This is a genomic window from Inquilinus sp. OTU3971, from assembly GCF_038440215.1.
Genome location: NZ_JASATH010000019.1, coordinates 36,946 through 63,698 on the forward strand (window position 1 = coordinate 36,946; position 26,753 = coordinate 63,698).

At 68.3% G+C, this 26,753-nt stretch carries 23 protein-coding genes; 13 read left to right on the plus strand and 10 right to left on the minus strand.

The features are described from left to right. Positions 1-34 precede the first annotated feature (34 nt). The 6 genes from AAHM41_RS07310 (at position 35) to AAHM41_RS07335 (ending at position 8,579) form a co-directional block, all read left to right on the plus strand. Positions 35-460, plus strand: a complete 426-nt coding sequence (locus tag AAHM41_RS07310) for a MerR family transcriptional regulator (protein ID WP_342235864.1) — start codon at positions 35-37, stop codon at positions 458-460. A 60-nt stretch (positions 461-520) separates the two neighbouring features. Further along, positions 521-1,660 (plus strand): thiolase family protein, encoded by a 1,140-nt coding sequence (locus AAHM41_RS07315; RefSeq protein WP_342235865.1) that lies wholly within the window; start codon positions 521-523, stop codon positions 1,658-1,660. Between the two features lie 139 nt (positions 1,661-1,799). Then, positions 1,800-4,130 carry a 3-hydroxyacyl-CoA dehydrogenase/enoyl-CoA hydratase family protein gene (locus tag AAHM41_RS07320; protein WP_342235866.1) on the plus strand — a complete coding sequence of 777 codons (2,331 nt, stop codon included), beginning with the start codon at positions 1,800-1,802 and terminating at the stop codon, positions 4,128-4,130. 13 nt (positions 4,131-4,143) lie between these two features. Next, positions 4,144-5,943, plus strand: coding sequence for an acyl-CoA dehydrogenase C-terminal domain-containing protein (locus AAHM41_RS07325; RefSeq protein ID WP_342235867.1), 1,800 nt, complete (start codon positions 4,144-4,146; stop codon positions 5,941-5,943). A gap of 23 nt (positions 5,944-5,966) precedes the next feature. Further along, positions 5,967-6,515: a thioesterase family protein gene (locus AAHM41_RS07330; protein ID WP_342235868.1), complete on the plus strand. Its 549-nt coding sequence runs from the start codon at positions 5,967-5,969 to the stop codon at positions 6,513-6,515. Between the two features lie 66 nt (positions 6,516-6,581). Next, positions 6,582-8,579, plus strand: coding sequence for a hypothetical protein (locus tag AAHM41_RS07335; RefSeq protein WP_342235869.1), 1,998 nt, complete (start codon positions 6,582-6,584; stop codon positions 8,577-8,579). A 154-nt stretch (positions 8,580-8,733) separates the two neighbouring features. Here the strand turns inward: AAHM41_RS07335 and def are convergent, their stop codons facing one another. Then, entirely contained in the window at positions 8,734-9,246 is a 513-nt protein-coding gene (def, locus tag AAHM41_RS07340; protein ID WP_342235870.1) for a peptide deformylase, read from the minus strand. A 129-nt stretch (positions 9,247-9,375) separates the two neighbouring features. Here def and AAHM41_RS07345 point away from each other — a divergent pair, with 129 nt between their 5' ends. From AAHM41_RS07345 to AAHM41_RS07360, 4 genes are all read left to right on the plus strand, one after another. Continuing rightward, positions 9,376-10,002 carry a hypothetical protein gene (locus AAHM41_RS07345; RefSeq protein WP_342235871.1) on the plus strand — a complete coding sequence of 209 codons (627 nt, stop codon included), beginning with the start codon at positions 9,376-9,378 and terminating at the stop codon, positions 10,000-10,002. A 22-nt stretch (positions 10,003-10,024) separates the two neighbouring features. Then, a complete protein-coding gene (locus tag AAHM41_RS07350) occupies positions 10,025-11,182 on the plus strand; it encodes an aminotransferase (RefSeq protein ID WP_342235872.1) in 1,158 nt (385 codons plus the stop codon). Positions 11,183-11,209: 27 nt separating this feature from the next. Next, positions 11,210-11,923 (plus strand): DUF1345 domain-containing protein, encoded by a 714-nt coding sequence (locus tag AAHM41_RS07355; RefSeq protein ID WP_342235873.1) that lies wholly within the window; start codon positions 11,210-11,212, stop codon positions 11,921-11,923. 534 nt (positions 11,924-12,457) lie between these two features. Next, on the plus strand, positions 12,458-13,030 hold the full coding sequence (locus AAHM41_RS07360; protein WP_342235874.1) for a DJ-1/PfpI family protein: 573 nt from the start codon (positions 12,458-12,460) through the stop codon (positions 13,028-13,030). Between the two features lie 70 nt (positions 13,031-13,100). Here the strand turns inward: AAHM41_RS07360 and AAHM41_RS07365 are convergent, their stop codons facing one another. The 9 genes from AAHM41_RS07365 to AAHM41_RS07405 form a co-directional block, all read right to left on the minus strand. Next, on the minus strand, positions 13,101-14,564 hold the full coding sequence (locus AAHM41_RS07365) for a calcium-binding protein (protein WP_342235875.1): 1,464 nt from the start codon (positions 14,562-14,564) through the stop codon (positions 13,101-13,103). 360 nt (positions 14,565-14,924) lie between these two features. Continuing rightward, positions 14,925-15,965, minus strand: coding sequence for an ABC transporter ATP-binding protein (locus AAHM41_RS07370; RefSeq protein WP_342235876.1), 1,041 nt, complete (start codon positions 15,963-15,965; stop codon positions 14,925-14,927). Between the two features lie 8 nt (positions 15,966-15,973). Next, complete coding sequence (locus AAHM41_RS07375; RefSeq protein ID WP_342235877.1) at positions 15,974-17,086, minus strand: ABC transporter ATP-binding protein; 1,113 nt, start codon at positions 17,084-17,086, stop codon at positions 15,974-15,976. A 19-nt stretch (positions 17,087-17,105) separates the two neighbouring features. Beyond that, positions 17,106-18,023: an ABC transporter permease subunit gene (locus AAHM41_RS07380; protein ID WP_342235878.1), complete on the minus strand. Its 918-nt coding sequence runs from the start codon at positions 18,021-18,023 to the stop codon at positions 17,106-17,108. 10 nt (positions 18,024-18,033) lie between these two features. Then, on the minus strand, positions 18,034-18,954 hold the full coding sequence (gene oppB / locus AAHM41_RS07385; RefSeq protein ID WP_342235879.1) for an oligopeptide ABC transporter permease OppB: 921 nt from the start codon (positions 18,952-18,954) through the stop codon (positions 18,034-18,036). Between the two features lie 110 nt (positions 18,955-19,064). Then, positions 19,065-20,669, minus strand: coding sequence for a peptide ABC transporter substrate-binding protein (locus AAHM41_RS07390; RefSeq protein ID WP_342235880.1), 1,605 nt, complete (start codon positions 20,667-20,669; stop codon positions 19,065-19,067). A gap of 248 nt (positions 20,670-20,917) precedes the next feature. Then, positions 20,918-21,985 carry a COX15/CtaA family protein gene (locus tag AAHM41_RS07395; RefSeq protein WP_342235881.1) on the minus strand — a complete coding sequence of 356 codons (1,068 nt, stop codon included), beginning with the start codon at positions 21,983-21,985 and terminating at the stop codon, positions 20,918-20,920. Positions 21,986-22,158: 173 nt separating this feature from the next. Next, entirely contained in the window at positions 22,159-23,094 is a 936-nt protein-coding gene (locus AAHM41_RS07400; RefSeq protein WP_342235882.1) for a J domain-containing protein, read from the minus strand. Between the two features lie 88 nt (positions 23,095-23,182). Further along, on the minus strand, positions 23,183-24,151 hold the full coding sequence (locus tag AAHM41_RS07405) for a Gfo/Idh/MocA family protein (protein WP_342235883.1): 969 nt from the start codon (positions 24,149-24,151) through the stop codon (positions 23,183-23,185). Positions 24,152-24,293: 142 nt separating this feature from the next. Here AAHM41_RS07405 and AAHM41_RS07410 point away from each other — a divergent pair, with 142 nt between their 5' ends. From AAHM41_RS07410 to AAHM41_RS07420, 3 genes are all read left to right on the plus strand, one after another. Next, complete coding sequence (locus tag AAHM41_RS07410) at positions 24,294-25,037, plus strand: SDR family oxidoreductase (RefSeq protein ID WP_342235884.1); 744 nt, start codon at positions 24,294-24,296, stop codon at positions 25,035-25,037. Between the two features lie 49 nt (positions 25,038-25,086). Beyond that, the gene (locus tag AAHM41_RS07415; RefSeq protein WP_342235885.1) at positions 25,087-25,929 is read left to right on the plus strand and encodes a fumarylacetoacetate hydrolase family protein; all 843 of its coding nucleotides are present in this window, start codon (positions 25,087-25,089) and stop codon (positions 25,927-25,929) included. 135 nt (positions 25,930-26,064) lie between these two features. Beyond that, complete coding sequence (locus AAHM41_RS07420; protein ID WP_342235886.1) at positions 26,065-26,445, plus strand: hypothetical protein; 381 nt, start codon at positions 26,065-26,067, stop codon at positions 26,443-26,445. Positions 26,446-26,753 lie beyond the last annotated feature (308 nt).

Below are 26,753 nucleotides of genomic sequence, written 5' to 3' on the forward strand. Positions count from 1 at the left end.
CGGCATGCAGCAACGCGGTCGGAGGCACGGCGCCATGGAGGCGGACACCAGGGAGAAGGCGGAGGTCGAGCAGCGCAGCTATTCGATCGGCGATCTCGCCGCTGCGTTCGACATCACCCCGCGCAGCATCCGGTTCTATGAGGATGAGGGCCTGCTGTCGCCCGAACGGGCCGGGCTGACCCGCATCTACAGCCATCGCGACCGGGCCCGTCTGGCGCTGATCTGCCGCGGCAAGCGGCTCGGCTTCTCCCTGGCCGAGATCAGGGAGTTCCTCGACCTCTACGATCGCGAGCACGGCCAGGTCGAGCAGATGACCTTCTTCCTCGGCCGCGCCCGGTCCCGGCGCGCCGCCCTCGAGACCCAGCTGGTCGACGTCCAGCAGACGATCGAGGACCTGAAGGGCATCGAGGCCGAGATCACCAGCTTCCTGAAGCGGGAAGGCGCGCTGCCGGAAGGCTGAGCCGCCGCCCATCCGCGGGCGCGGCCCGCGACAAGAAACTCTGAGGAGCCTGAGACCACCATGGACAAGAGCGTCGTCATCGCCGGGTTCAAGCGGTCGCCGCATCACTTCGCCAACAAGGGCGACCTGCGCCGGGTCCGGCCCGACGATCTGGTCGCCGACGTGATCAAGGCGCTGGTCGCCGAGACCAAGGTCGACCCCGAGGCGATCGAGGACCTGATCCTCGGCTGCGCCTTCCCGGAGGGCGAGCAGGGTTTCAACATGGCCCGCATGGTCGTGTTCCTGGCCGGGCTGCCGCAGTCGGTCGGCGGCGTCACAGTCAACCGCTACTGCGGCTCGTCGATGCAGGCGATCCACCAGGCGGCCGGCGCGATCCAGATGGGCGCGGGCGAGGCCTTCCTCTGCGCCGGGGTCGAGAGCATGACCCGGGTGCCGATGATGGGCTTCAACCCGGCGCCGAACCCCAAGCTGGCGGCCGAGATGCCGCAGGCCTATTTCAACATGGGCGTGACCGCCGAGAACCTGGCGGTGAAGTACCAGATCACCCGCGAGAGCCAGCAGGACTTCGCCATCCGTTCGCAGCGGCGTGCCGCGACGGCCTGGGCCGAGAACCGCTTCGCCGGCGAGGTCGTGCCGATCGCCACGAAGGACGGCACGGTCGAGCGCGACGGCACCATCCGCCCCGACACCAGCCAGGAAGGCCTGTCCGGCCTGAAGCCGGCCTTCGACCAGAACGGCACGGTCACCGCCGGCACCTCCAGCCCGCTGACCGACGGCGCCTCGGCGACGCTGGTGACCAGCGAGGCTTTCGCCAAGGCCGCCGGCCTGCCGATCCTGGCCCGGATCAAGTCGATCGCGGTGTCGGGCTGCGCGCCGGAGATCATGGGCATCGGCCCGGTCGGCGCCAGCCGCAAGGCGCTGCAGCGCGCCGGGCTGACGCTCAAGGACATCGACGTGGTCGAGCTGAACGAGGCCTTCGCCGCCCAGGCGCTGGCGGTCGGCCGCGACCTCGAGCTCGACTGGGACAAGACCAACATCGACGGCGGTGCCATCGCGCTCGGCCACCCGCTCGGTGCCTCGGGCGCCCGGATCACCGGCAAGGCCGCGTCGATCCTGAAGCGGGAGGGCAAGGAGCTCGCCCTCGCCACCATGTGCATCGGCGGCGGCCAGGGCATCGCCTCCGTGCTCGAAGCGGCCTGACCTACTGACGATTTCCGCGCCCCCAAACCCTTTCCCGTCATTCCCGCGAAAGCGGGAATCTCGTCGAGCACTTCGGGAGATCCCCGCTTTCGCGGGGATGACGACAGGGGTGAAGGGAGGGCGACCAGGGAGCTGAACCATGGACATCAAGCAAGTCGCGGTGATTGGCGCCGGGGTGATGGGCAGCGGCATCGCCGCACACTTCGCCAATGCCGGCGTGCCGGTGCTGCTGCTCGACATCGTGCCGAAGGGTGCGACCAACCGGAACGCGGTCGCCGAGGGTGCGCTGGCGCGCATGGCCAATGCCGACCCGGCGCCCTTCATGTCGAAGGCGGCGGCGAAGCTGGTCACCCCGGGCAACACCGAGGACGACCTGGACAAGCTGGCCGGCTGCGACTGGATCGTCGAGGCGGTGCTGGAAGACCCGGCGATCAAGCAGGATCTCTACGCCCGGATCGAGAAGGTGACGAAGCCCGGGGCGGCGGTGTCCTCCAACACCTCGACCATCCCGCTGGCGATCCTGACCGAGGGCCGGTCCGACGCGTTCCGGCGCAGCTTCCTGATCACCCATTTCTTCAACCCGCCGCGCTACATGCGCCTCTTGGAGCTGGTGACGGGGCCGGAGACCGACCCGGCCCTGGTTGCTGGCATCCGCGGCTTCGCCGACCTCCGCCTCGGCAAGGGCGTGGTCGACTGCAAGGACACACCCGGCTTCATCGCCAACCGGATCGGCACCTACTGGATCCAGTCGGCGGTCAACGGCGCCTTCGACCTCGGCCTGACGGTGGAGGAGGCGGATGCGGTCGTCGGCCGGCCGATGGGTGTGCCGAAGACCGGCGTGTTCGGGCTGATCGACCTGGTCGGCCTCGACCTGATGCCGCATATCGCCAAGAGCCTGCTGGCGACCCTGCCGCAGGACGACCCGTATCGCGAGATCTACCGGGTCGAGCCCGCCATCGAAAGGCTGATCGCCGAGGGCTATACCGGCCGCAAGGGCAAGGGCGGCTTCTACCGTCTCAGCAAGGCCGCCGACGGCAGCCGGGTGAAGGAGAGCATCGACCTCCAGACCGGCGCCTGGGCGAAATCCGACAAGCCGACGCTGGACGGCGTCGACGCGGCGCGCCAGGGCGGGCTGAAGGCGCTGGTCGGCTTCGACGACAAGACCGGCCAATACGCCGCCCGGGTGCTGGGCCAGACCCTGTCCTACGCCGCCGGGCTGGTGCCGCAGATCGCCGACACGGTGGTCGCGGTCGATGAGGCGATGCGCCTCGGCTACAACTGGAGCTTCGGCCCGTTCGAGCTGATCGACCAGGTTGGCGCCGACTGGCTGATCGGCTGGCTGGAAAGCCAGGGCAAGCCGGTGCCGGCCCTGCTCGAGGCCGCGCAGGGCCGCAGCTTCTACCGGGTCCAGGACGGCAAGCTGCAATACCTGACCACCGGTGGCGACTATGCCGGGGTGACGCGGCCGGACGGCGTGCTGCTGCTGGCCGACATCAAGCGCACCGCCAAGCCGATCGCGAAGAACGGGTCGGCGGCGCTGTGGGACATCGGCGACGGCGTCACCTGCTTCGAATTCATCTCGAAGATGAACAGCCTCGACGACCAGACCATGGCCCTGCTGGCCGAGGCGATCCGCATCACCGCGACCAAGTACAAGGCGATGGTGGTCTACAACGAGGGCACCAACTTCTCGGTCGGCGCCAATCTCGGCCTCGCCCTGTTCGGCATCAACATCGCCCTGTGGCCACAGATCGAGGCGCTGGTGAAGGGTGGCCAGGATGCCTACAAGGCGCTGAAATTCGCGCCGTTCCCGACCGTGGCGGCGCCGTCCGGGATGGCGCTGGGCGGCGGCTGCGAGATCCTGCTGCACTCGGCCGCGATCCAGGCCCATGCCGAGACCTATTGCGGCCTGGTCGAGGTCGGCGTCGGCCTCATCCCCGGCTGGGGCGGCTGCAAGGAGATGCTGCTGCGCGCCTATGGCCAGCCCAAGCGGCCGGGCGGGCCGATGCCGCCGATCGGGCAGGTGTTCGAGACCATCGGCACCGCCAAGGTGGCGAAGTCGGCCTTCGAGGCGAAGGAGCTGCTGTATTTCCGGCCGCAGGACGGCATCACCATGAACCGCGACCGGCTGCTGGCCGACGCCAAGGCCCGCGCCCTGGCGCTGGCCGAGGGCTACCAGCCGCCGGAGCCGGCCGAGGAGATCCGGCTGCCGGGCCCGACCGCGCGGACCGCGCTGGCCCTGGCGGTCGCCGACCTGGCCCGCGCCGGCAAGGCGACGCCCTATGACGTCGTCGTCTCCGACAAGCTGGCGACCGTCCTGTCCGGCGGCGACACCGACATCACCGAGACGCTGACCGAGGACGATGTGCTGGCGCTGGAGCGCGAGGCCTTCACCGCGCTGGTCCAGGCCCCCGGCACCATCGCCCGGGTCGAGCACATGCTGGCCACCGGCAAGCCGCTGCGGAACTGAGAGGAAGCGACAGATGCCCAGCTACAAGGTTCCGCTCGACGACATCCGCTTCGTGCTGCACGAGCTCTTGGACGTCGGCCAGCTCGCCAAGCTGCCCGGCTATGAGGAGGCGACGCCCGACACCGTCGACGCCATCCTGGAGGAGGCGGCGCGCCTGGCCGAGAACGAGCTGGCGCCGCTGAACCAGCCCGGCGACGAGGAGGGCTGCCGCTTCGAGAACGGCGTCGTCTACACGCCGAAAGGGTTCAGGGAGGCTTACCGCACCTTCATCGAAGGCGGCTGGACCGGCCTGTCCGCCGACCCGGCCTATGGCGGCCAGGGCATGCCCAAGGCGGTCAACGTCGTGATCGAGGAGGTGCTGTCCTCCGCCAACATGTCCTTCGGCATGTATCCCGGCCTGTCGCAGGGCGCCTACAACGCGCTTGAGACTTACGGCGACGAGCAGCAGAAGGCGACCTATCTGCCGAAGCTGGCGGACGGCACCTGGTCCGGCACCATGTGCCTGACCGAGCCGCATTGCGGCACCGATCTCGGCCTGATCCGCACCAAGGCGGAACCGGCGGCCGACGGCGCCTGGAGCATCACCGGCACCAAGATCTTCATCTCGGCCGGCGAGCACGACCTGACCGAGAACATCATCCACCTGGTGCTGGCCCGCCTGCCCGACGCTCCGCCAGGCATCAAGGGCATCAGCCTGTTCGTGGTGCCGAAGTTCCTGCCGAAGGAAGAGGGCGGGGCGGTCGTCGCCGGACCGCGCAACGGCATCGCCTGCGGCTCGATCGAGCACAAGATGGGCATCAAGGCCTCGTCCACCTGCGTGATGAATCTCGACGGCGCCACCGGCTGGCTGGTCGGCGAGAGGCACAAGGGCATGCGGGCGATGTTCGTGATGATGAACACCGCCCGGCTCGGCGTCGCCATACAGGGGCTCGGCATCGCCGAGGTCGCCTACCAGAACGCCGTGGCCTACGCGAAGGACCGGCTGCAGGGCCGCGCCCTCTCCGGCCCGAAGGCGCCGGACCAGCCGGCCGACCCGATCATCGTCCACCCCGACGTGCGCAAGAACCTGCTGACCGGCAAGGCCTTCGTCGAGGGCGCGCGGGCGCTGGGCTACCTGGTCGGCATCAACATCGACCTGTACACCAAGCACCCCGACCCGGCGGTCCGGCAGAACGCCGATGACTTCGTGTCGCTGATGACGCCGATCCTGAAAGCCTATTTCACCGATATGGGGCTCGAGGTCGCCATCCGGTCGCAGCAGGTGCTGGGCGGCCACGGCTATATCCGCGAATGGGGGATGGAGCAGTTCGTCCGCGACGCCCGCATCGCCCAGATCTACGAGGGCGCCAACGGCATTCAGGCGCTCGACCTGGTCGGCCGCAAGATGCCGCAGGACATGGGCCGGCTGCTGCGCAGCTTCTTCCACCCGGTCGACGCCTTCATCCGCGAGGAGGCGGAGGACGAGGCGATGCTGGAGTTCGTCGGCCCGCTGGCCAAGGCGTTCGGCAAGCTGCAGCAGGCCACCGCCTGGATCGCGCAGAAGGGGCTGAAGGACCCGGAGGAGGCCGGCGCCGCCTCGTCCGACTACCTCAAGCTGTTCGCCCTGGTGGCGCTGGGCTGGATGTGGGCGCGGATGGCCAAGGTGGCGCTGGAGAAGGCGCCCAAGGCCGGCGACCGCGCCGGCTTCTACGATGCCAAGCTGAAGACGGCGCGCTTCTTCATCCAGCGCATGCTGCCGGAGACCGGGTCGCTGTTCATCCAGATCATGGCCGGCAAGGCGCCGCTGATGGCGCTGGACGCCGAGGCGTTCTGATCGCTGCGACGGGCCATCCCGCGATGAACCTCTATCTCCGCCTCATCCGGGTCGTGGTCGCGGCGCTGCTCGGGCGCCGGCTGGCCCTGTTCGACGACAGCGTGGTGCGGTTCCGGGTCTGGCCGAACGACCTCGATTTCAACCTGCACATGAACAACGGCCGGTACCTCACGGTGATGGATCTCGGCCGCACCGACCTGATGCTGCGGGTCGGGCTGGTCGGGCTGCTGTGGCGCCGGCGCTGGGCGCCGGTGCTGGGCGGGGCGACCATCCGCTACCGCCGCTCGCTCGCCGCCTTCGCCGGCTACCGGCTGCGCAGCCGCCTGCTGGGCTGGGACGAGAAGTGGCTGTATCTCGAGCAGGGCTTCGAGGATGCCAGCGGCGCCGTCGCCGCCCAGGCCGTGGTCAAGGCCGTGTTCCGCCGCCGCGGCGGTACGGTGCCGACCGCGGAGATCGCCGCCGCCTTCGGCTGGCAGGGCCCGTCGCCCGCGCTGCCGGCCTATGTCCAGGCGCTGCGCGACGGCGAGGAGGCGATGCGCGAGGTCCTGCGCGAAGGGCCCCGCGCCGCCTGATCTTCGCCTTGTTCCCGCCGCGAGGCCGGGCCAGTCTGGCCCCCGACTCCGACGGGGGAGGGATGGATGAGACTCCTGGCAGGCCTGGTCATTGCCGCATCGCTTGCAGCCCCATCGCCCGCGCCGGCCGCCGGCTCGCCCGATCCTAAGGCGCTGGCCGAGGCGATCACCACGCTCTACGTGCCGCTCGGCCTGACCCGCGCCGTGGTCGCCAGCTGCGACCGGACCGACGCGCCCGGCGCCGCTTCCCATGCGGCGGCGCTGGCCGACTGGCGCCAGGCGAACGACGCCGACCGGCTGGAGCGGCTGCTGGAGCGCACGCTGGCGCAGCGGGATGGTTTCGCGGATGCCCGGTCGAAGCTCGAGGCCGCGCTCCAGTCCCAGGCCGATTCGATGATCCAGAAGACGCCGCTGCTTTGCGGCGCCCTGCCGGCGCTGTTCAGCGGCAGGACCTTCAGCTTGGCCGCCAAGGCCGGACCGGCCCGCGGCGTGCTGGAGGCCTTCCTCGGCCCCGCACCGAGGCCGAAGACCCTCTATTCCGTCGGCCAGCTTTCGGCCCTGGCGGCAGAAGCCTGGCGCCAGGCGCCGCAGGACAAGGACGACACCGACCAGACCGACTGGGTCTCCACCGTGCTGGGCCGGGTCGGGCTGATCGCCGTGTCCGGCCGGGTGGTGGATGACGACGAGCTGCAGCAATGGACGGTCGACCAGCAGTCGCTGTGGACGGTCAGCTGCGAGTTCGCCGACGATGCCGAGGAATCGCTGTTCGGCCGCGAGATCGGCCACGACGTCGTCGTCTCCGGCCGGATCGACCGGGTCTACGACTTCAAGGTCATCAAGCTCGACGAGTGCCGGCTGCTCGACGATTCCGGCGGCATCGCCAAGGCGAACATCCCGGACGAGACCGGCCTGACGCCGAAGCCGAAGACGCTGTTCTCGATCGCCCAGCTCTCGGTCGTGGCGAAGGAGCTGTTCCGGCGTACGCCCGGCGCGAAGGACGACGACAAGGACGACGCCGTCACCGCGGCGATGCAGCAGCTCGGGCCGATCGCCCTTGCCGGTCATTCCGACGGCGACGACCGGCTGCAGCAATGGCTGCCGGAGAAGCGCTCGATCTGGACCGCCAGCTGCGACTTCGCCGACGAGGTGGAAGAGAAGCGCTTCGAGCAGACGAAGGACAAGGACGTCACCGTCATCGGCCGGATCAGCCAGGTCTATGCCTTCGAGGTGTTCAAGCTGTCCGATTGCCGGCTGCTGGACGACCCGTCGCGCCTCGCCCGCTCCGACCTGCCGGAGGCCGGCGGGCTGGAGTACCGGCCGCCGGATGCGGCGGAGGTGAATGCCGGGCCGGACAAGGGTCTCCCGGCAGGGCAGATCGAGGCGATGCTGTTCCGCGAGCAATTCCAGGTCGGCATGAACCCGACCGGCGGCACGTTCACCGACCGCAATGAGGAGAGCTTCCTGCTGCTGAAGGACGGCACCGCCTATCGCTACGAGTTCGACTATCCCCCGACCGATCTCGACGCCGACCAGGTTCGCCGCCGGGCGCCGCAGGACTGGTCGCGCTGGGAGCGGCCAGGCGACAAATATGTGATGACCGCGGCGGCGGGGGAGAAGGCGGACCTGCCCAGCTTCACGGTGCTGAAGCCGTTCCCGCCCGACGCCCGGCTGGACCGCAGCTATTACTATCTCAACGTGTTCCAGGGCGGCGTCACTCGACGCATTGACCTCGTCTTCCGGCCCGACGGCACCTTCGAGCGCCACCAGGGCGGCAGCTTCTTCATGCAGAGCATGGCAGGGACGGGACCGGACGGCGGCTCGGTCGGCGTCGCGGGGGGTGGTTTCGCTGCCGTCACGAACGAGAACGGCTTCTCGGCCATGGGCGCGCTGAAGTCGCGGGATTCGGCCGGGCGCTACCGCCTCGACGGCTATACGCTGCAGCTCATGGCCGATGACGGCACGGTCACCCGGCTGCGCATCGGCGTTCCCGGCGACGACCTTGTCGCGCCGGACACGCTCAACATCGGCGGGACGAGCTACTGGGATTCGGAGGAGGAGAAGTAGGGAGGGGCGAGGGGGCGCGCCTGCCCCATTGTGTCATCTTCGGGCTTGACCCGAGGATCCAGGGGCGGCCAGAGCGGTTCTTCGTGGCCCTGGATTGCCGGGTCAAGCCCGGCAATGACAGAAAAAGAATGTGGGACCGCGAGAGGCACCGCCGTCAGGCGTGGTCCTTCTTCCACTTCTGGACCTTGCGCAGGATCATGTTCCGGCGCAGCGCCGAGATGTGGTCGACGAACAGCACGCCGTTCAGATGGTCGATCTCGTGCTGCACGCAGGTGGCCAGCAGGCCGGTCGCGTGCGCCTCCCGCGACGCGCCGGTCTCGTCCAGGTAGCGGATCTTCACCTCGGCCGGCCGCACCACCTCGGCCCATTGCTCGGGCAGCGACAGGCAGCCCTCCTCGGCGGTCTGCAGCTCCTCCGACGCCCAGGTGATCTCCGGGTTGATCAGGCGGAGCGGCGCCGGCGGCTCGTCCTTGCCGGCGACGTCGATGACGATGATCCGCTCCAGCACGCCGATCTGTGGCGCCGCGAGGCCGATGCCCGGCGCGGCATACATCGTCTCCAGCATGTCGTCGGTCAGCTGGCGGATGCGGTCATCCACCGCGGCGACCGGCTTCGCCTTGGTCTTGAGACGGGAATCAGGGGCGATCAGGATCGGGAGCTTGGCCATGGCGCGATCCAGATAGGCATGCGGCGGACAGGGGTCAAGCTTCGCCATCGGCGGGGCTGCTGTGCCAAGTGGCTTGTGTTAGGGTGCGCCCGCGCCGCCGGGGCGCAGGACGAAGACAGGACGAGAGCCGTGACCGCGATTGCCAAGCCCGAAACATCGCTGCTCGCCGACATGGCGCCGGAGGAGCAGGAGCGGCTGCGGTCGATCGCCGAGGACGTCCGCAGCGGGGCCAATTGGGTGGTGCGCAAGCGCAAGCTGCTCGACACGCTGCTGGCGATCGAGGCGGCGATCGGCGGCACGCCGAACGAGGCGCTGATCGGCGACGACAGCGACTTCGCCGCGCTGCGCGATGAGATCCGCAAGATGGAGGAGGCGGCCCAGGCCGCTGCGGCCGCCGCCGGCGAGGCGCCGGACGAGCCGCTGGACGAGGATGAGTTGGCCGCCGCCGCCAACGAGATTGCCTTCCTGACCGGCCTGCCGACCTATGTCGGCGCGGTGCTGGAAATGCTGGACGAGCGTGAGATCGTCGCCGTCGAGCAGGCCGCCTTCTACCACCTCTCGGCCCATCCGGAGCATCAGCGCGCCGCCGACGCCTGGTTCGACGCGGACATCCGCAACGACAAGGCGTTCCGCAAGTTCCTGCGGGCCAACCGCGACTATTCCGACCTGCTCGACCGGTTCGAGGAGATGCTCGACGTGGTCGAGGAGGGGCCGGAGGACGAGGAGTTCGACGACTCCCCGGCAACCCGGCACTGACACGGGTGGCCCGAGTCCCAGGATGAAGCCCGGAAACGCCATCTTCTCCGGCCTCGGCACCACGGTGTTCGAGGTCATGTCCCGGTTGGCGCGGCAGCACGGCGCGGTCAACCTCGGCCAGGGCTTTCCGGACGGGAAGGGGCCGGAGGATGTGCTGCGGGTTGCGGCCGCCGCCGTCACCGACGGCTGGAACCAGTACCCGCCGATGCTCGGCCTGCCCGAGCTGCGCCAGGCCGTGGCGGCGCATGACAAGCGCTTCTACGGGCTCGAGGTCGACCCCGACAGCGAGGTCGTGGTCACCTCCGGCGCCACCGAGGCGCTGGCGGCGGCACTGTTCGCGCTGATCGAGCCGGGCGACGAGGTGGTGCTGTTCGAGCCGCTCTACGACGCCTATCTGCCGTTGGTCCGCCGGGCCGGCGGCGTGCCGAAATTCGTGCATCTGACGCCGCCCGACTGGTCTTTCGACCGGGCGGCACTGGCCCGCGCCTTCTCAGCCCGGACCAAGGCGGTGCTGTTCAACAACCCGCTGAACCCGGCGGCCAAGGTGTTCGGGGAAGCCGAGCTCGACCTCCTGGCCGAGTTCGTCGAAGGCTCCGACGCCACCGTCATCTGCGACGAGGTCTACGAGCATCTGGTGTTCGACGGCCGGCGGCACCAGCCGCTGATCGCCCGGCCCGGCATGCGCGAGCGCTGCCTGAAGATCGGCTCGGCCGGCAAGACCTTCTCGCTGACCGGCTGGAAGGTCGGCTACGTCACCGCTGCGCCGGCGCTGGCGACGCTGCTCGGCAAGGCGCACCAGTTCCTGACCTTCACCACGCCGCCCAACCTGCAGGCCGCCGTCGCTTACGGCCTGGCCAAGGGCGACGACTATTATGACGGCTTCGTCGCCGAGCTGCAGGGCAAGCGCGACCGCTTCGCCGTCGGCCTCGCGCGGCTCGGGCTGGCGGTGCTGCCCTGCGACGGTACCTATTTCGTCAACCTCGACATCGGCTCGACCGGCTTCGACGGCGATGACCAGGCCTTCTGCCGGCACCTGATCGAGGAGGTCGGGGTCGCCGCCATTCCGGTCTCGGCCTTCTATGCCGAGTCTCCGCTGTCGACCGTCGCCCGCTTCTGCTTCGCCAAGCAGGATTCGGTGCTCGACGAAGCGCTGGCACGGCTGGCCAGGCGCTTCGGCTAGACGAGGGCCGAGTCGGCCTGGACAGCCGTGCGCGGGAATGCCTTCCTCGCGGCAGCGATCCTGCGAAGGGAGGCTGCCCTGTTCGGCCCGATCCGCAACCATCTGCGGCACCACACCCGCTTCTATGCCGGCGTGCTGCTGGGCGTGGCGCTCTGGTTCGCCCTGGGCGGCAGCGCCCGCGGGCCGATCGCCGTCGTCGTCGCCGGCGATGCCTTCTTCGGCCTGTACCTCGCCTGGACCGCGGTCCTGGCGCGGCATGCGACGCCCGCCTCCTTCCGGCACCGCGCCGACATCGACGATGAGGGCCTGCCGCTGATCGTGCTGATCACGATGATCGCGGCCGGTCTCGGCGTGGCCTCGATCTTTAGCCTGCTGAACCAGGCTCAGGGGCCGGCGCCGCTGCATCTCGTCCTGGCGGTCGCCGGCGTGGCGCTGGGCTGGGCCACGCTGCACACCGTCTTCGCCTTCCGCTACGCCCATCTCTACTACGGCAAGGCCGGCGGTGAGCGCGGCAAGCGCCGGGATGCGCGCGGGCTGGAATTCCCGGGCGATGACGAGCCGGGATTGTGGGATTTCCTCTACTATTCCTTCGTTGTCGGCATGACGGCCCAGGTCTCGGACGTGCAGGTGACGGATTCCTATATGCGCCGGCTGACCCTCGGCCACGGCGTGCTGTCCTTCATTTTCAACACCGTGATCCTGGCGCTCGCGGTCAATATCGCGGCCGGCCTGGCGAACTGACCGATCCCGCCCTTGACAGAATCGGTCATTCGCCCGACCTTTATCGCAGGTGCAACAAACGAAAGGAGGTGATCCGATGTCTAGCGCTCCGGTGACCATGATCTCCGCGGCGGCCCTGATGGGACGTGCGTCGGATCGGGCGATGTCGGCAACCTCCGGTCTGCCGGCCTGACACCGACCATTTCGTCGCGGTGATCCACGAGTGCCGGCATTCAAGACCGGCGCCTCACCGACGTTGAACTCACGGACCGCCGCCCTCCAGGGCGGCGGTTTTGCGTCGGGCCGATGGTTTCGGAAGCGGGCCGAGCCCCAGCATTGTGCAATGCACCCATGCGATGGGTCTCCGGCATTGACTTTCGACGTCCCTGCCGCCACTTCTACGATCGAATTCAATCACCATCCCGGCATGGTTTTGCCGCTGCCCCGCGACACGCGACCTGCAGCGCAGGACGGCGCCTCGTGCGCGTCCGTAAGGCTACCATGTGGGTCCGGAGGGGATCCGCCGGGACCGGCTTCAGCAAGGGAGAATAATACATGCAGAACGACAAGCCTCTCGCCGGCAAGACGATCGCCATCCTCGTGTCGAACGGGTTCGAGGAAGTCCAGATGACCGAGCCGCAGCGGGCCCTGCTCGCCGCCGGCGCCACCCTGAAGATCGTCTCGACCGAGCAGGGGCTGGTCAATGGCTGGCACGAGAAGGCGTGGGGTCACTACTTCGCCGTCGACGTGCCGCTGTCGAACGCGCTGGCCGCGGATTTCGACGCCGTCCTGATCCCGGGCGGTGAGCGCGGCGTGGCCAAGCTGGCCGCCAACCCGCACACCAAGCGCATCCTCCGCGGCTTCGCCGATGCCGGCAAGCCGATTGCCGCTCTCGGCGTCGCGCCGCAGCTGCTGGCGCTGTCCGAGCGGACCCAGGGCCGCACCGTGGTCGCCAATGACAGCGTTCGCGAGACGCTCGAGGCCGCCGGCGCCAAGCTGGTCGACGACACCGTCGTGGTCGACGGCAACCTGATCACCGCCCGCGACGACCTCGACATGGCCGCGTTCAAGGGCTCGGTGGTCGAGCACTTCACGACCGTCGCCGCCTCGCTGGCCGCGGCCGCCTGATCCTCCGGGACCAGGACCCAGGTTCGAAGGGCGCCGGTTTTCCGGCGCCCTTTCCGTTTTCGGGCCGGCCTCAGAGCACGAAGTCGGCGCCGTTCAGCGCCGGCACGGCCACGCCGATCTCGAAATCGGCAAGTCCGTCGCCATTGACGTCGCCGCTGACGATCCCGCCGGCGAAGCGCAACTCGCCGGCATGGCCGCTGAACGTGGCGCCACCGATGAAGCTGAAGGCCTGGTTGCCCGACACGCCGGTGTTGGCATCGATATAGGACAGGACGATCCTGTCCTCGCCGGAGACGAAGTCGGTGATCACGTCGCGGCTGGCGCCGACCGCGGACTCTGCCGGGCTCATGACGCGGAAGTTATCCGCGCCCGACCCGCCGGTGAGGGTATCCTTGCCGGCACCGCCATCCAGCAGATCTGCCCCCAGGCCGCCGCCGAGGATATCGTCGCCGGCCATCCCGGCCAGGGCATTGTTGCCGTCGTTGCCGACCATCCGGTTGGCGCCGGCATTGCCGATCCCGGTCAGGCCCCACAGCCCGTAGAACTGCAGGTTCTCGATGTTCTGGACCGTGCTGTCCAAGGTGGTCGAGAAACAGGTCACGACCCAGTCGCTGCCTTCGCCGGGCTTTTCGTTCACGACGTCGCAGCGGTCGTCGACATAGTAGACATCGTTGCCGACACCGCCGGTCATGACATCGGCACCGCTCTGCCCGACGAGGGTATCGTTGCCGTCGCCCCCGGTCAGCGTGTCTGTCCCGGTGCCGCCGCGGATGGTGTCGTTGCCCGCGCCGCCGTCGATCTGGTCGCAGCCGGCGCCGGCATCGACGGTGTCGTTGTCGGCACCGCCGTCGATCGTATCCGCGCCGTCGCCGCCCAGGATGGTGTCCTTGCCGGCCTCACCGAACAGACGGTCGTTGCCGGTGCTGCCGGAAAGCCCGTCGTCGCCGGCATCGCCGTGAAGCTCGTCGTCGCCCGCCCCGCCGTCGACGGAGTCCTTGCCGTCGCCGCCATAGAGGACGTCCTGGTCGAGGCCGCCGCCGAGCACATCGTCGCCCGCCCCGCCCAGAAGGAGGTCGTCGCCTTCATAGCCGCTCAGCAGATCGGTGCCCGCCCCGCCGTCCAGCGTGTCGCCGCCGGCGCCGCCGATAATGATGTCCAGCCCGTCGCCGCCATAGATCTGGTCGGCGCCCAGGCCGCCATAGATGATGTCGTCGCCGAGGCCGCCTTCCAAATAGTCATTGCCGTCACCGCCATCGATGAGGTCGTTGTCGGCCCCTCCGATCAGCGTGTCGTTGCCGGCCTCGCCGTAGAGACGGTCATCACCATCGCCGCCATTCAGGTAGTCGTCGCCATTGCCGCCCAGCATGCTGTCCCTGCCGCCGCCGCCGAGCATGAAATCATTGCCGTCATTTCCGGACAGACTATCGTCGCCGTCCAGCCCTTCGACAGAGTCGTCTCCGGCCAGCGCATCGATCGTGTCCGGGCCTGCGGTGCCGATGATCACGTCGTCATCGGGTGTCGGGAAGTCCGCCATCATGTCCTCGCCGAGCAGTTGCGCTCCCCTCCGGGCCGTTGCGCGCAGGGCGGGGCGGCGTCGTCGGAGCATTGTCCTTGATGTCACGAGCGAGGGATAAGTCCCTACATACCATTCTGTGCAGGGGGATCACTCAAAGCCCTGATCGGGCAATGTCCGTTAGATCGAAAGCATTTTAGGAAAATACGCTTTGTCGCGATTCTTCACCGCGGCTACGTCGAACGGCCGATGGCGGGCAGGCCTCATGAGCGGCCATGCGGCGCCGCTGCCTCGTTCGGAGGAGAACATTTCTCCGGTGGGGAACTGCCCCGATCAGCCCGCCGTGACGCAGCGGGGCCGATCGAGACAGTGTCTCCTTCCTTACGCCGCCTCGTCGCGCCGGGCCGGGGTCGGGGTGTCCCAGAAGTGGCAGGCGGCCTGGTGGCCGGGGCTGCCGACGTCGATCAGCTGCGGTGCCACCTGGGCGCACAGGTCCTGCGCCTTCGGGCAGCGGGTGCGGAAATAGCAGCCGGTGGGCGGGTTCAGCGGGCTCGGCAGGTCGCCGGTCAGCACGATCCGCTTCTTGCTGCGCTCCGCATCCGGGTCGGGCAGCGGCACCGCCGAGATCAGCGCCTGGGTGTAGGGGTGGCGCGGATTGTCGTAGATGTCGTCGCGGTCGGCGATCTCGGCCAGCTTGCCGAGATACAGCACCATGATCCGGTGGCTGATGTGGCGCACCACCGACAGGTCGTGGCTGATGAAGATCAGCGACAGGCCGAACTGGCGCTGCAGCCGCATCAAGAGGTTGACGATCTGGCTCTGGATCGAGACGTCGAGGGCCGAGACCGGCTCGTCGCACACGATCAGCTTCGGGTTCAGGATCATCGCCCGGGCGATGCCGATGCGCTGCGCCTGGCCGCCGGAGAATTCGTGCGGGTAGCGGTTGATCATCTCCGGCCGCAGCCCGACCAGGCCCATGATCTCCTCGACCTTGGCCCGGCGCTCCTTCTTGCTCAGCTTGCCCTCGAACACGTCGAGCGGCTCGCCGATGATCTCGCCCACGGTCATGCGCGGGTTCAGCGAGGCCAGCGGGTCCTGGAAGATGATCTGCAGGTCCTGCCGCTTCTCACGCATCGCGTGGCTGTCGAGATTGGCGATGTTCTCGCCCATCCACACCACCTGGCCCGCGGTCGGCGGGATCAGCTGCAGCACGGCGCGCCCGAGGGTCGACTTGCCGCAGCCGGATTCGCCGACGATGCCCAGGGTCTCGCCGGCCTTGAGGTCGAAGCTGATGCCGTCGACCGCCTTCAGGCTGTCGCGGTGGCTGGACCACATGTGCCGCTTCGGCATCGAGAAATGCACGCGCAGGTCGCGCACCGACAGGATCGTCTTCTTGCCGTCCGGCGGGAGGGTGTCGGTCATGGCGGGCCTCAATGACGGGTCCGGGCGGCGCGATCGGCATCGATGATCGCGCGATCGGCCTCGGTCAAAGGCAGCTGGGTCAGGTGGCAGGCCTTGGCCCGCCGCACGCCGCTGGCTTCGAGGTCGCCGCCGCAGGGGCGCAGCAGCGGCTCTTCCGCCACGCAGCGGGCATGGGCGTAGCGGCAGCGCGGCTGGAAGTTGCAGCCGGGCGGCAGGTTCTGCAGGTTCGGCGGCTGGCCGCCGATCGACGGCAGCTCGGCGTGCCGGTCGGAATTCAGCCGCGGCATACTCTGCAGCAGCCCCTCGGTGTAGGGATGCTGCGGGTTGTAGAAGATGTCCCGCACCGACCCGGTCTCGATCACGTTGCCGGCATACATCACCATCACCCGGTCGGCGAGGCCGGCGATGACGCCGAGGTCATGGGTGATCAGCACGATCGAGGTGTTGAACTCGCGCTTCAGGTCGCGCATCAGGTCCAAGATCTGGGCCTGCACGGTGACGTCCAGCGCGGTGGTCGGCTCGTCCGCGATCAGCAGGTCGGGCTGGCACAGCAGGGCCATGGCGATCATCACGCGCTGGCGCATGCCGCCCGAGAATTCGTGCGGATACATGCCGATGCGGCGCTTGGCCTCCGGGATGCGGACCAGGTCCAGCATCTCGATCGAGCGCTTCAGCGCCTGGCCCTGGTTCATCCCCTTGTGCTGCACCAGCACCTCGGTCATCTGCCGCGAGATCGGCAGATAGGGGTTCAGCGACGTCATCGGATCCTGGAAGATCATCGACATCTTCGAGCCGCGGAAGCGGTTCAGCTTCGCCGGCGGCAGGCCCAGGATCTCCTGCCCGCGGTACTGGACGCTGCCGGTGGCGCTGCCGTTCGAGGCCAAAAGGCCCATCACCGACATGAACAGCTGGCTCTTGCCCGAGCCGCTCTCGCCGACGACGCCGAGGGTTTCCCCGGCGGCGATGTCGAGCGAGATGCCGTTCACCGCGGCGACCAGGCCGTCGCCGGTCCGGAAGCGGGTGACGAGGTTGCGGATCGCCAGGATGGTCTCGGCCTGGGCGGCGGGGGAGGCCACGGTGCCGGCGCTCGGGGTCGGGGTGGTCACGAGTGTTGCGGTCATTGTGCGTTGGCCTCGGGGCTCAGCGATCGCGCGGGTCGAGGGCGTCGCGCAGCCCGTCGCCGATGAAGTTGAGGCAGAACAGGGTGACGGCCAGGAACACGGCCGGGAACACCAGCATCCACCAGGCGATGGTCATGCTGCGGGCGCCTTCGGAGATCAGCACGCCCCAGCTCGTCATCGGCTCCTGCACCCCGAGGCCGAGGAAGGACAGGAAGCTCTCCAGCAGGATCACCTGCGGCACGGTCAGCGACATGTAGACGATGACGGGGCCGAGCGTGTTCGGGATCACATGCTTGCGGATGATGCCCCAGCTCGACACGCCGCAGGCATGGGCCGCCTCGATGTATTCCTTGCGCTTGATCGACAGGGTCTGGCCCCGGACGATGCGCGCCATGTCGAGCCAGTTCACCGCGCCGATGGCGACGAAGATCAGGAAGATGTGTCGGCCGAAGAACACCATCAGCAGGATGACGAAGAACATGAACGGCAGCGAATACAGCACGTCGACGACGCGCATCATCATGCTGTCGACGCGTCCGCCCAGGAAGCCGGAGGTGGCGCCGTAGGCCACGCCGATGATCAGGCTGACCAGGGTGCCGACGATGCCGACCATCAGCGAGATCTGGCCGCCATAGAGGGTGCGGACCAAGAGGTCGCGGCCGTTGGCCTCGGTGCCGAAATAATGCGCGGCCGTGCCGTCGTCCGCGGCCGCGAAGCTCGGCGGCGCGGTGAAGGCGGTGTAGTCGACCTCGTCCAGCCCCCAGGGCAGGAGATAAGGCCCGACGATGCAGGCGATCGCGATGATCGCGAGCATCGCCACGCTGGCGATGGCCGCCTTGTTGCCGCGCAGGCGCCGCCAGGCGTCCTGCCACAGGCTGCGGCCCTTGATCGGCTGGGCGGCGGGGGGCGGAAGGGTTCCGATGGTGGCGTCGGTCATCGCCGCGTCCTCAATCGTAGCGCACGCGCGGGTCGAGCGCGCCGTACAGCAGGTCGACCATGAGATTGAACAGGATGATCAGCACGGCGAAGAAGATCACCGTGCCCATCACCAGCGTGTAGTCGCGGTTCAGCGAGGCCTGCACGAAATAGCGGCCGATGCCGGGGATGCCGAAGATCTGCTCGATCACGACCGAGCCGGTGATGATGCCGGCGGTGGCGGGGCCGAGATAGGATACGACCGGCAGCAGCCCGGCCTTCAGCGTGTGGCGCACGATGGTGATCCGTTCCGGCAGGCCCTTGGCGCGGGCGGTGCGGATGAAGTTCGAGCGCAGCACCTCGATCATGCTGGCCCGCGTCAGACGCGCGATATAGGCGGTTGGCGGCAGAGACAGCGCGATGATCGGCAGGATGAAGGAGGTCCAGCCGCCGGCAATGCCACCCGCGGGCAGAATCCTCCAGGTCACGGCGAAGATCAGGATCAGCAGCGGCGCGACGACGAAATTCGGGATGGTGATGCCGACCATGGCGATCGCCATGGTGCCGTAGTCGCCGGGCGTGTTCTGCTTCAGCGCGGCGATCGTGCCGAGCAGGATTCCGAAGAAGGCGGCGATCGCGATCGCGATCAGGCCGAGCTGCAGCGAATAGGGGAAGCCCTGATAGATCAGGTCGTTGACCGAATAGTCCTTGTATTTGAACGACGGTCCGAAATCGCCCTGCAGGACATTGCCCATATAGCGGCCGAACTGCATGTAGAGCGGTTCGTCCAGGTGATAGGCCTTCTCCAGGTTCCGCTTGATCTCGACCGGCAGGGGCTTGTCGCCGGCGAAGGGACCGCCGGGCGCCAGCCGGATCATGAAGAACGCGATCGCGATGATCACGAGGATGGTCGGTATGGCGCCGAGGATGCGGCGCACGGCATAGGTCAGCATCGTTTCAAATCCCTGCCCCCGCCGGAATGCCGGACATGTCGTGGGGGTAAAAAGGGCGATGCCCGCCCTCCGGCACGAACCGGGAGGCGGGCATCGTCACGGAACCGGTCTTACCGCTCGACGGAGAGCCAGCGCGACAGGTGGTAGTCCTGCACGTTGTCCTGCCAGCCCTTCACCGCGGGCGAGACGGCATGCTTGGTGGTGTAGAAGTAGATCGGGATGATCGGCAGATCCTGGATCATCATCTTCTCGGCTTCGACCATCAGCTCGCCGCGCTTGGCGAGATCGGTCTCCAGACCGGCCTTCTTCATCAGCTCGTCGAACTTCGGATTATTGTATTCCGAGGTGTTCTGCTCGCCGATGTACTGGGTCTCCAGCTCGAGGAAGTTGTTGGCGTCGTTGTAGTCGCCGATCCAGCCGTGGCGGGCGATGTCAGGGAACTGCTTCTTGTCGCGCGTCTCCTGGAAGGTGCCCCATTCCTGGTTCTGCAGGGTGACGTCGACGCCCAGCGTCTTCTTCCACATCGCGGCGATGGCGACCGCCACCTTCTTGTGGTTCTCGCTGGTGTTGTAGGTGATCTCCAGCTTCAGCGGCTTGTCCGGGCCGTAGCCGGCCTTGGCGAACAGCTCCTTGGCCTGGGCGTCGCGCTCGGCCTGCGTCATCTTCGCCACGTCGGGCTCGAAGCCGGGATAGTTGTCGGTGCCCGGCGGCACGAAGCTGTAGGCCGGCAGCTGGTCGGCCTGGGTCACGTGCTTGATCAGCGTGTCGCGGTCGATCGCCAGATACAGGGCACGGCGTAGGTCGGCGTTGCTCTTCCACGGCTCCTTCGTGAGGTTGTACGCGTAGAAGTAGGTACCGAAATACGGCGTGATGTGGATCTGGTCCGGGATCTCTTTCTTCAGGGTCGGGATCTGCTGGCTCGGCAGCTCATAGGTCATGTCGAGCTCGCCGGCCTTGAAGCGCTGCAGCTCGGCGTCGATGTCCTCGGTCGGGTAGAACATGACCGTGTCGATCTTGACGTTGGCCGCATCCCAGTAGTTCGGGTTCTTGACCACCTTGACGTAGCCCTGCGGCACCGCCTCGGCCAGCATGTAGGCGCCGTTCGAGACCATGTTGCCCGGCTTGACGAAGTCGTCGCCGAACTTCTCGTAATTGGCCTTGCTGATCGGGTGGGTCGAGTGGTGCAGCAGCGACGACACGAAGTACGGGGTCGGCGCCACCAGCTTGACCTCGAGGGTGTGGTCGTCGATCGCCTTGACGCCCATGTCCTCGAGCTTCTTGCCGTTCTTGCCCTCGCGGATGTCGCGGGCGTTGACGACCTGGTCGAGGAAGTAGCCGTAGTCGCTGGCCGTCTTCGGGTCGATCAGCCGGCGCATCGAGAACACCCAATCGTCGGCGGTCACCGGGGTGCCGTCCGACCACTTCGCGTTCTGGCGCAGCTTGAAGGTGTAGGTCAGGCCGTCGTCGGAGAGGGTGTAGCTCTCGGCCTGGCCGGGAACCGGCTCGCCCTTGGCGTCGGCCATCAGAAGGCCTTCGAAGAGGTCCATCTGGATGAAGGATTCAGGCACGCCCGAGGATTTGTGGACATCCAGCGTCTCCGGCTCGGAGCCGTTGCCGCGGTTGAGCACCATCTCGGCCAGGGCCGCGCTCGATACGCTGCCCAGGAGGGCGGCGGCGAGCAGCCCGCGCGCCAGGATTTTGGTGAAGCTGTGCATGTGTTCGCCCCTACTGTTTCCGGTTTCCCGGTCACTGGTTTGTTTGCAAGGCACGCCCCAACAGGCGCGCTCTCGTCCGTCTCCCACCAGCGAGGAGTGATGGCGTGGACGGTATCGTTTCGACCGCATTTGAGCAATCGAATTCGCGGGTCTGCTATGAATCCGGCGCGCGTTTCATGCCTTGCAAAAGTCGCAAACAGGAAAGTGTCGAATCGGCTCGGCGCTTGTTCTTTACTTTCTTCTTGGGCTCATCTGAGCCGCGATTCCGAAACCGGCCGGGTTACGAAACGAAGCGCGAGCAGCAGGGCGAGCAGCAGCAGCGCCCCCGCCTGGTGCATCGCCCCCAGCCAAACGGGCACCTGCGCCAGCAAAGTCGAGATGCCGAGGCCGACCTGGACCGCCACTATCAGCCCGGCCAGGTGGCCCCAGCCGACCACCGGCGTGCGGCTGCAGCGGGCGGCCAGGGACAGCACCACCAGGGACGTGCCGATCGCCAGCCAGCGATGGGTGAACTGCACCAGGGCGGTGTTGTCGAACCAGTTCAGCCAGGCCGGGATGATGCTGAAGGATTCCGGCGGCGGCAGCAGCCGCCCGTCCATCAGCGGGAAGGTGTTGTAGACCTGTCCGGCGTCGAGCCCGGCGACGAAGGCGCCCCAGCACATGGTGACGGCGACGCAGCCGATCGCGATCGAGGCGTGCCGGCGCAGCGACCGCGCCCCGGCGAAGCTTCCCAGCCGCGGCAGCGCCAGCCCGTAGGCGGTCCATAGGATGAGAGCGTAAAGCAGCACGGCCAGGCCGAGATGCGCGGCCAGCCGGTAATGGCTGACCGAGGGCCGGTCAACCAGGCCGCTCATCACCATGAACCAGCCCAGCGCCCCCTGCAGCCCGCCCAGCACAAGGAGGCCGAGCAGGCGCAGCCGCAGGCCGCGGTCCAGCCCGCCGCGCCACCAGAACCAGGCCAGGCCGGCGGCGAAGACCAGGCCGATCAGCCGGCCCCACAGCCGGTGCAGCCATTCCCAGAAGAAGATCTGCTGGAACGCCTCCAGCGACATGCCGGTGTTCTTGTACAGGTATTCCGGCGTCGCCTTGTAGGCGGCGAAGGCATCCTGCCAGGCCTGGTCCGACAGCGGCGGCAGCGCGCCCTTGATCGGCGCCCATTCGACGATCGACAGGCCGCTCTCGGTCAGCCGCGTGACGGCGCCGATCACCGCCATGGCGAAGACCATGGCGGCGCACAGGAACAGCCACCACGCGACCGGGCGGGTGGCTGGGGCGGCGGCAGGGCGCAGGGCCGCGGCGGCGGGGGCGGAGTGCATGAATCGGCTTATCGCGCCGGCCCGCGGCGACGTCAAATCTGCAGTTGTCGCAGGGATAAGAGTGAAGTCAGGGCGTAGGTTGGGTTCGCTCTGGCGAACCCAACGCGGGCTCGGGCGGCGCAATGTTGGGTTCGCGTCCGCGAACCCAACCTGCGTCACACCTGTCCTGACCCTTACCGGATCTTGCCCTTGCGCGGGTCGTAGGGGTGGCGGGCGCCCCAGTCCTCGACGAAGCGCGCCAGCTCCGGGTCGGCCGGGTCGGGCAGGGTGACGGCCAGCCGGACATACTGGTCGCCGCGGCCACTGCCGGTCGGGCTGCGCACGCCCTTGCCCTTGAGCCGCAGCACCGCGCCGCTGTTCGAGCCCTTGGGGATGGTCAGCATCACCGGTCCGACCAGCGTCGGCACCTCCACCCGGCCGCCCAGCACCGCCTCCGGCAGCGACACCGGCAGGGTCATGCGGATGTCGGCGCCGTCGCGCTCCAGCACCGGGTCGGGGATGATCCGGACCTCGATCAGCGCATCGCCGGGAACGCCGCGACCGCCCTTCTCGCCCTGGCCGCGCAGGCGGATGGTCTGGCCGTCGGTCAGGCCGACCGGCAGGGTGACCTTGAGCGACCGGCCGTCGGCCAGCGTCACCGTGGTCTCGCCGCCTTCGGTGGCCAGGCGGAAATCGGCCCGCAGCGTGTAGCTGATGTCGCGGCCTTTGCCGCCGCCCTTGCCGCCGGCCCGGGCGCCGCCCTGGCCGAACATGCCGCGCAAAATGTCGTCGATGTCGCCGGCATCGGTGAAGGCGTCATAATTGTCGTAGCGCTGGTAGCGCGCGCCACCGGCACCCGCGCCGGCCCAGCCGGCACCGCCGCCGGGACGGCGGGCATAGCCGCGCTCGGCGCCGTTGGCGTCGATCTCGCCGGCGTCGAAGCGGCGGCGCTTCTCGGCGTCGCTCAAGAGGTCATAGGCGGTCGACACCGCCTTGAACCGCTCCTCGGCGCGCGCGTCGCCCTGGTTCAGGTCGGGGTGGTGCTTCTTGGCGAGCTTGCGATAGGCCCGCCGGATCTCGTCCTCGCTGGCGGTGCGGGCCACGCCCAGCACGGCATACGGGTCATCCATGGCTCGGATCTCGGGAGATAAGTCTTTGATCCGAAGACATGATGTCGTGCCGACCCGGTTTCAACGCTGCCCCTCGCCCCTGCGGGTCTCAATTTGCGGTTGCGTCGCCGTCCTGGAAGCGCCGGCGCCAGTCCGCCAGCTGATGCGTGATGTCCAGCGCCGCGGCCAGCGCCGCCCGGCCCTCCGGCCCGCTGACCACCGGCGGGCGGCCGTTGCCGACGCTGTCGAGGAAGCTCTGGATCTCCAGCTTCAGCGGGTCGCCGGTCTCGAACTGCTGCTCCTCCTGGTACAGCTCCGGCTGGCCGTCGCGGCCGCGGGTCTTGCGGATGAAGGTCAGCTTGGCCTCGCTCAGGTCGACCATGATGTAGCCGTCCTGCTGGAAGATCCGCATGGTGCGGTGGCGTTTCCAACTGACCCGGCTGGCCGTCACCGTCGCGGTGCAGCCATTGGCGAATTGCAGCCGGGCGTTGACGATGTCGTCGGCCTCGCTCAGCACCGGCGCGCCGACGGCGTCGATCCGCTCGACCGGCGATCCCACGATCTTCAGCACCAGGTCGATGTCGTGGATCATCATGTCGAGCACGACGTTGACGTCGGTGCCGCGCGGCTTGAAGGCGGAGATGCGCTGGCATTCGATGTAGCGCGGCCGGTCCAGGATCTTGGCCAGGCCCTGCACCACCGGGTTGAACCGCTCGAGATGGCCGACCTGCAGCACCAGCTTGCGGTCGGCGGCCAGGCGGCTCAGCGCGTCGGCCTCCTCCAGCGTGTTGCTGATCGGCTTCTCGATCAGCACGTGGATGCCCGCCTCCAGGCAGGTGCGCGCGGTGTCGAAATGGGCGTTGGTGGGCACCGCGACGCTGACCGCGTCGACCTGGCCGATCAACTCGGACAGGTCGGTCACCGCCCGGACGCCGAGCTTGGTCGCCAGCGCCCCGGCCCGACCGGGGTCGGTGTCGCAGACCGCGACCAGCTCGGCCTCGGGCAATTCCGCATGCTTGGCGGCGTGCAGGCTGCCGAAATAGCCCGCCCCGATCACCGCGGTCCGGGTCCGCTTCATGTCGTCTCCACGCTCGTCAGCAACACTGCTCCGCCTTCCTAACGCTGTTGCCTACGCTTTGACCAGCGGTGATACGCTTCCGCTTGACGGGCGCGCCGCTCGGGGCGAGGAATACGTCCGACTTAACAGACGGGTTCAGGACATGGCTGGCAGGCTGGCGGGCAAGACGGCGGTGCTGACCGCGGCGGGGCAGGGGATCGGCCGGGCGGTGGCACTGGCCTTCGCCCGCGAAGGCGCGGTGGTGTACGCCACCGACATCAACCAAGCCGCGCTCGACGCGCTGGCGGCCGAGGCGCCGGGCATCAAGGTCACCCGGCTCGACGTGCTCGACCACGGCGCGATCAAGGCCTATGCGGCCGAGCGCGGCGCCGTCGACGTGCTGTTCAACTGCGCCGGCTTCGTCCATGCCGGCACCATCCTGGACTGCGAGGAGAAGGACTACGACTTCTCCTTCGACCTCAATGTCCGCTCGGCCTACCACATGTGCCGGGCCTTCCTGCCCGCGATGATCGCGGCCGGCGGCGGCACCATCGTCAGCGTCGCCTCGGTCTGCTCCTCGATCAAGGGCCTGCCGAACCGTTTCATCTACGGCGCCACCAAGGCGGCGCTGCTGGGGCTGACCAAGTCGATCGCCGCCGATTTCGTCGGCCAGGGCATCCGCTGCAACGCCATCTGCCCGGGCACGGTGGAGACGCCGAGCCTGCATGACCGCATGGCGGCGCAGGGCGATGTCGAGAAGGCACGCGCCGCCTTCGTGGCGCGGCAGCCGATGGGCCGCCTCGGCACCGCCGAGGAGATCGCGTCGCTGGCCGTGTACCTGGCCTCGGACGAGGCCTCCTACCTCACCGGCCAGGCCATCAACGTCGACGGCGGCATCACCATCTGACCGCGGCTCCGAGCCGCCCAACACCCGCGTTCCTAGGGAGAGAACACCGATGAAGCTGCTGCGCTACGGCCCCGTGGGGCAGGAGAAGCCGGGCCTGCTCGACGCCGAAGGCCGGATCCGCGACCTGTCCGGCGTGGTCCCCGACATCGCCGGCGACGCGCTGACCCCGGCCGGCATCGCCAAGCTCAAGGGCATCGACCCGTCCTCGCTGCCGGTCGTCTCCGGCAATCCGCGGCTCGGCGCCTGCGTCGCCGGCACCGGCAAGTTCATCTGCATCGGCCTGAACTACTCCGACCATGCGGCCGAGACCGGCGCCACCGTGCCGCCGGAGCCGATCATCTTCATGAAGGCCACCAGCGCCATCGTCGGCCCGAATGACGATGTCGAGATCCCGCGCGCCAGCGAGAAGACCGACTGGGAGGTCGAGCTCGGCATCGTCATCGGCAAGCCGGCGAAATATGTGTCGGAGGCCGACGCGATGAGCCATGTCGCCGGCTTCTGCGTCATCAACGACGTCTCCGAGCGCGCCTTCCAGACCGAGCGCCACGGCCAATGGACCAAGGGCAAGAGCTGCGACACCTTCGGCCCGACCGGCCCGTGGCTGGTGACGCCGGACGAGGTCGGCGACTACGACAACCTGCACATGTGGCTGGAGGTCGACGGCCACCGCTACCAGAACGGCTCGACCAAGACGATGGTCTACAAGACGCCGTTCCTGGTCAGCTATCTCAGCCAGTTCATGGGCCTGCGCACCGGCGACATCATCTCCACCGGCACCCCGCCGGGCGTCGGCATGGGGCAGAAGCCGCCGAAGTACCTGAAGGCCGGCCAGACCATCCGCCTCGGCATCGAGAAGCTGGGCGAGCAGGCGCAGAAGACCGTCCAGGCCTGACGGCCAGTCTCCGGATGACACGGGCGCCATCATGCCCGTGTCATCCGCCGCATTAATTTGCGTTAAATCGACTTGCCGGCCGCGACGGCGGCACACCATCTCTTCGTGTAGGACAAGAGACACGCCGGCTTCGGCGTGCCGCGTTCAGCAGAGATGGTGTTCACCATGTTCAAGGTGTTCCACGTCACCCCGCGCCGTGCCGCGGTCTTCGCCGCCCTCGGTGCCGCGCTGGCCCTGCCGCTGATGGTATCCACCCCGGCCGAGGCCTGGTGGCGCGGCGGTGGGTGGGGCGGCGGATGGCATGGCGGCTGGCATTCCGGAGTCAGCATCGGCATTGGCCTGCCGCTCTATGCGCCGCCGCCGGTCTATTACGCGCCGCCGCCCCCGGTCTATTACGGGCCGCCGCCGGTCTATTATGCGCCGCCGCCGCGCGTGGTCTACGCCGCGCCGCCGGCCCGGGCCTGGGTGCCCGGCTTCTGGAGCCGGGGGGTCTGGATCGAGGGCCACTGGCGCTGAGCCTGGGCTTCTCAGCGCCGTCTGTGCCCTAGGTCACAGCGCCGCCGCGCCGACTTCGCCATAGTTGCAACTGCGCCCCGGCCGGATGGTCCGGCCGGGGCGCTGCGCTGCTTCAAGCGCGGAGTTGGAACATGAGCATCATCGGAATGACCGGCTTGGAGCCGGACGATTCGGTGGCGCAGAGCGAAGGATGGGTGAGGACTGGGGCAGAGAGCCGGTCCGCCCAGGTGTCCTGGTCCGAGGTCGCGGTCGCCTGGGTGGCCGTACCCGTCGTGCTCAGCGCCATCACGGCGATCATCGCCCTGTTG

Bases quoted from the DNA above. Each gene is read 5' to 3' on its own strand.
- AAHM41_RS07360 (WP_342235874.1), top strand. From the start codon at position 12,458: ATGCAGAACGACAAGCCTCTCGCCGGCAAGACGATCGCCATCCTCGTG.
- AAHM41_RS07375 (WP_342235877.1), bottom strand. From the start codon at position 17,086: ATGACCGCAACACTCGTGACCACCCCGACCCCGAGCGCCGGCACCGTG.
- AAHM41_RS07350 (WP_342235872.1), top strand. From the start codon at position 10,025: ATGAAGCCCGGAAACGCCATCTTCTCCGGCCTCGGCACCACGGTGTTC.
- AAHM41_RS07325 (WP_342235867.1), top strand. From the start codon at position 4,144: ATGCCCAGCTACAAGGTTCCGCTCGACGACATCCGCTTCGTGCTGCAC.
- AAHM41_RS07320 (WP_342235866.1), top strand. From the start codon at position 1,800: ATGGACATCAAGCAAGTCGCGGTGATTGGCGCCGGGGTGATGGGCAGC.
- AAHM41_RS07365 (WP_342235875.1), bottom strand. From the start codon at position 14,564: ATGGCGGACTTCCCGACACCCGATGACGACGTGATCATCGGCACCGCA.
- AAHM41_RS07370 (WP_342235876.1), bottom strand. From the start codon at position 15,965: ATGACCGACACCCTCCCGCCGGACGGCAAGAAGACGATCCTGTCGGTG.
- AAHM41_RS07315 (WP_342235865.1), top strand. From the start codon at position 521: ATGGACAAGAGCGTCGTCATCGCCGGGTTCAAGCGGTCGCCGCATCAC.
- def (WP_342235870.1), bottom strand. From the start codon at position 9,246: ATGGCCAAGCTCCCGATCCTGATCGCCCCTGATTCCCGTCTCAAGACC.
- AAHM41_RS07310 (WP_342235864.1), top strand. From the start codon at position 35: ATGGAGGCGGACACCAGGGAGAAGGCGGAGGTCGAGCAGCGCAGCTAT.
- AAHM41_RS07395 (WP_342235881.1), bottom strand. From the start codon at position 21,985: ATGCACTCCGCCCCCGCCGCCGCGGCCCTGCGCCCTGCCGCCGCCCCA.
- AAHM41_RS07335 (WP_342235869.1), top strand. From the start codon at position 6,582: ATGAGACTCCTGGCAGGCCTGGTCATTGCCGCATCGCTTGCAGCCCCA.
- AAHM41_RS07330 (WP_342235868.1), top strand. From the start codon at position 5,967: ATGAACCTCTATCTCCGCCTCATCCGGGTCGTGGTCGCGGCGCTGCTC.
- AAHM41_RS07405 (WP_342235883.1), bottom strand. From the start codon at position 24,151: ATGAAGCGGACCCGGACCGCGGTGATCGGGGCGGGCTATTTCGGCAGC.
- AAHM41_RS07390 (WP_342235880.1), bottom strand. From the start codon at position 20,669: ATGCACAGCTTCACCAAAATCCTGGCGCGCGGGCTGCTCGCCGCCGCC.
- AAHM41_RS07380 (WP_342235878.1), bottom strand. From the start codon at position 18,023: ATGACCGACGCCACCATCGGAACCCTTCCGCCCCCCGCCGCCCAGCCG.
- AAHM41_RS07400 (WP_342235882.1), bottom strand. From the start codon at position 23,094: ATGGATGACCCGTATGCCGTGCTGGGCGTGGCCCGCACCGCCAGCGAG.
- oppB (WP_342235879.1), bottom strand. From the start codon at position 18,954: ATGCTGACCTATGCCGTGCGCCGCATCCTCGGCGCCATACCGACCATC.
- AAHM41_RS07410 (WP_342235884.1), top strand. From the start codon at position 24,294: ATGGCTGGCAGGCTGGCGGGCAAGACGGCGGTGCTGACCGCGGCGGGG.
- AAHM41_RS07415 (WP_342235885.1), top strand. From the start codon at position 25,087: ATGAAGCTGCTGCGCTACGGCCCCGTGGGGCAGGAGAAGCCGGGCCTG.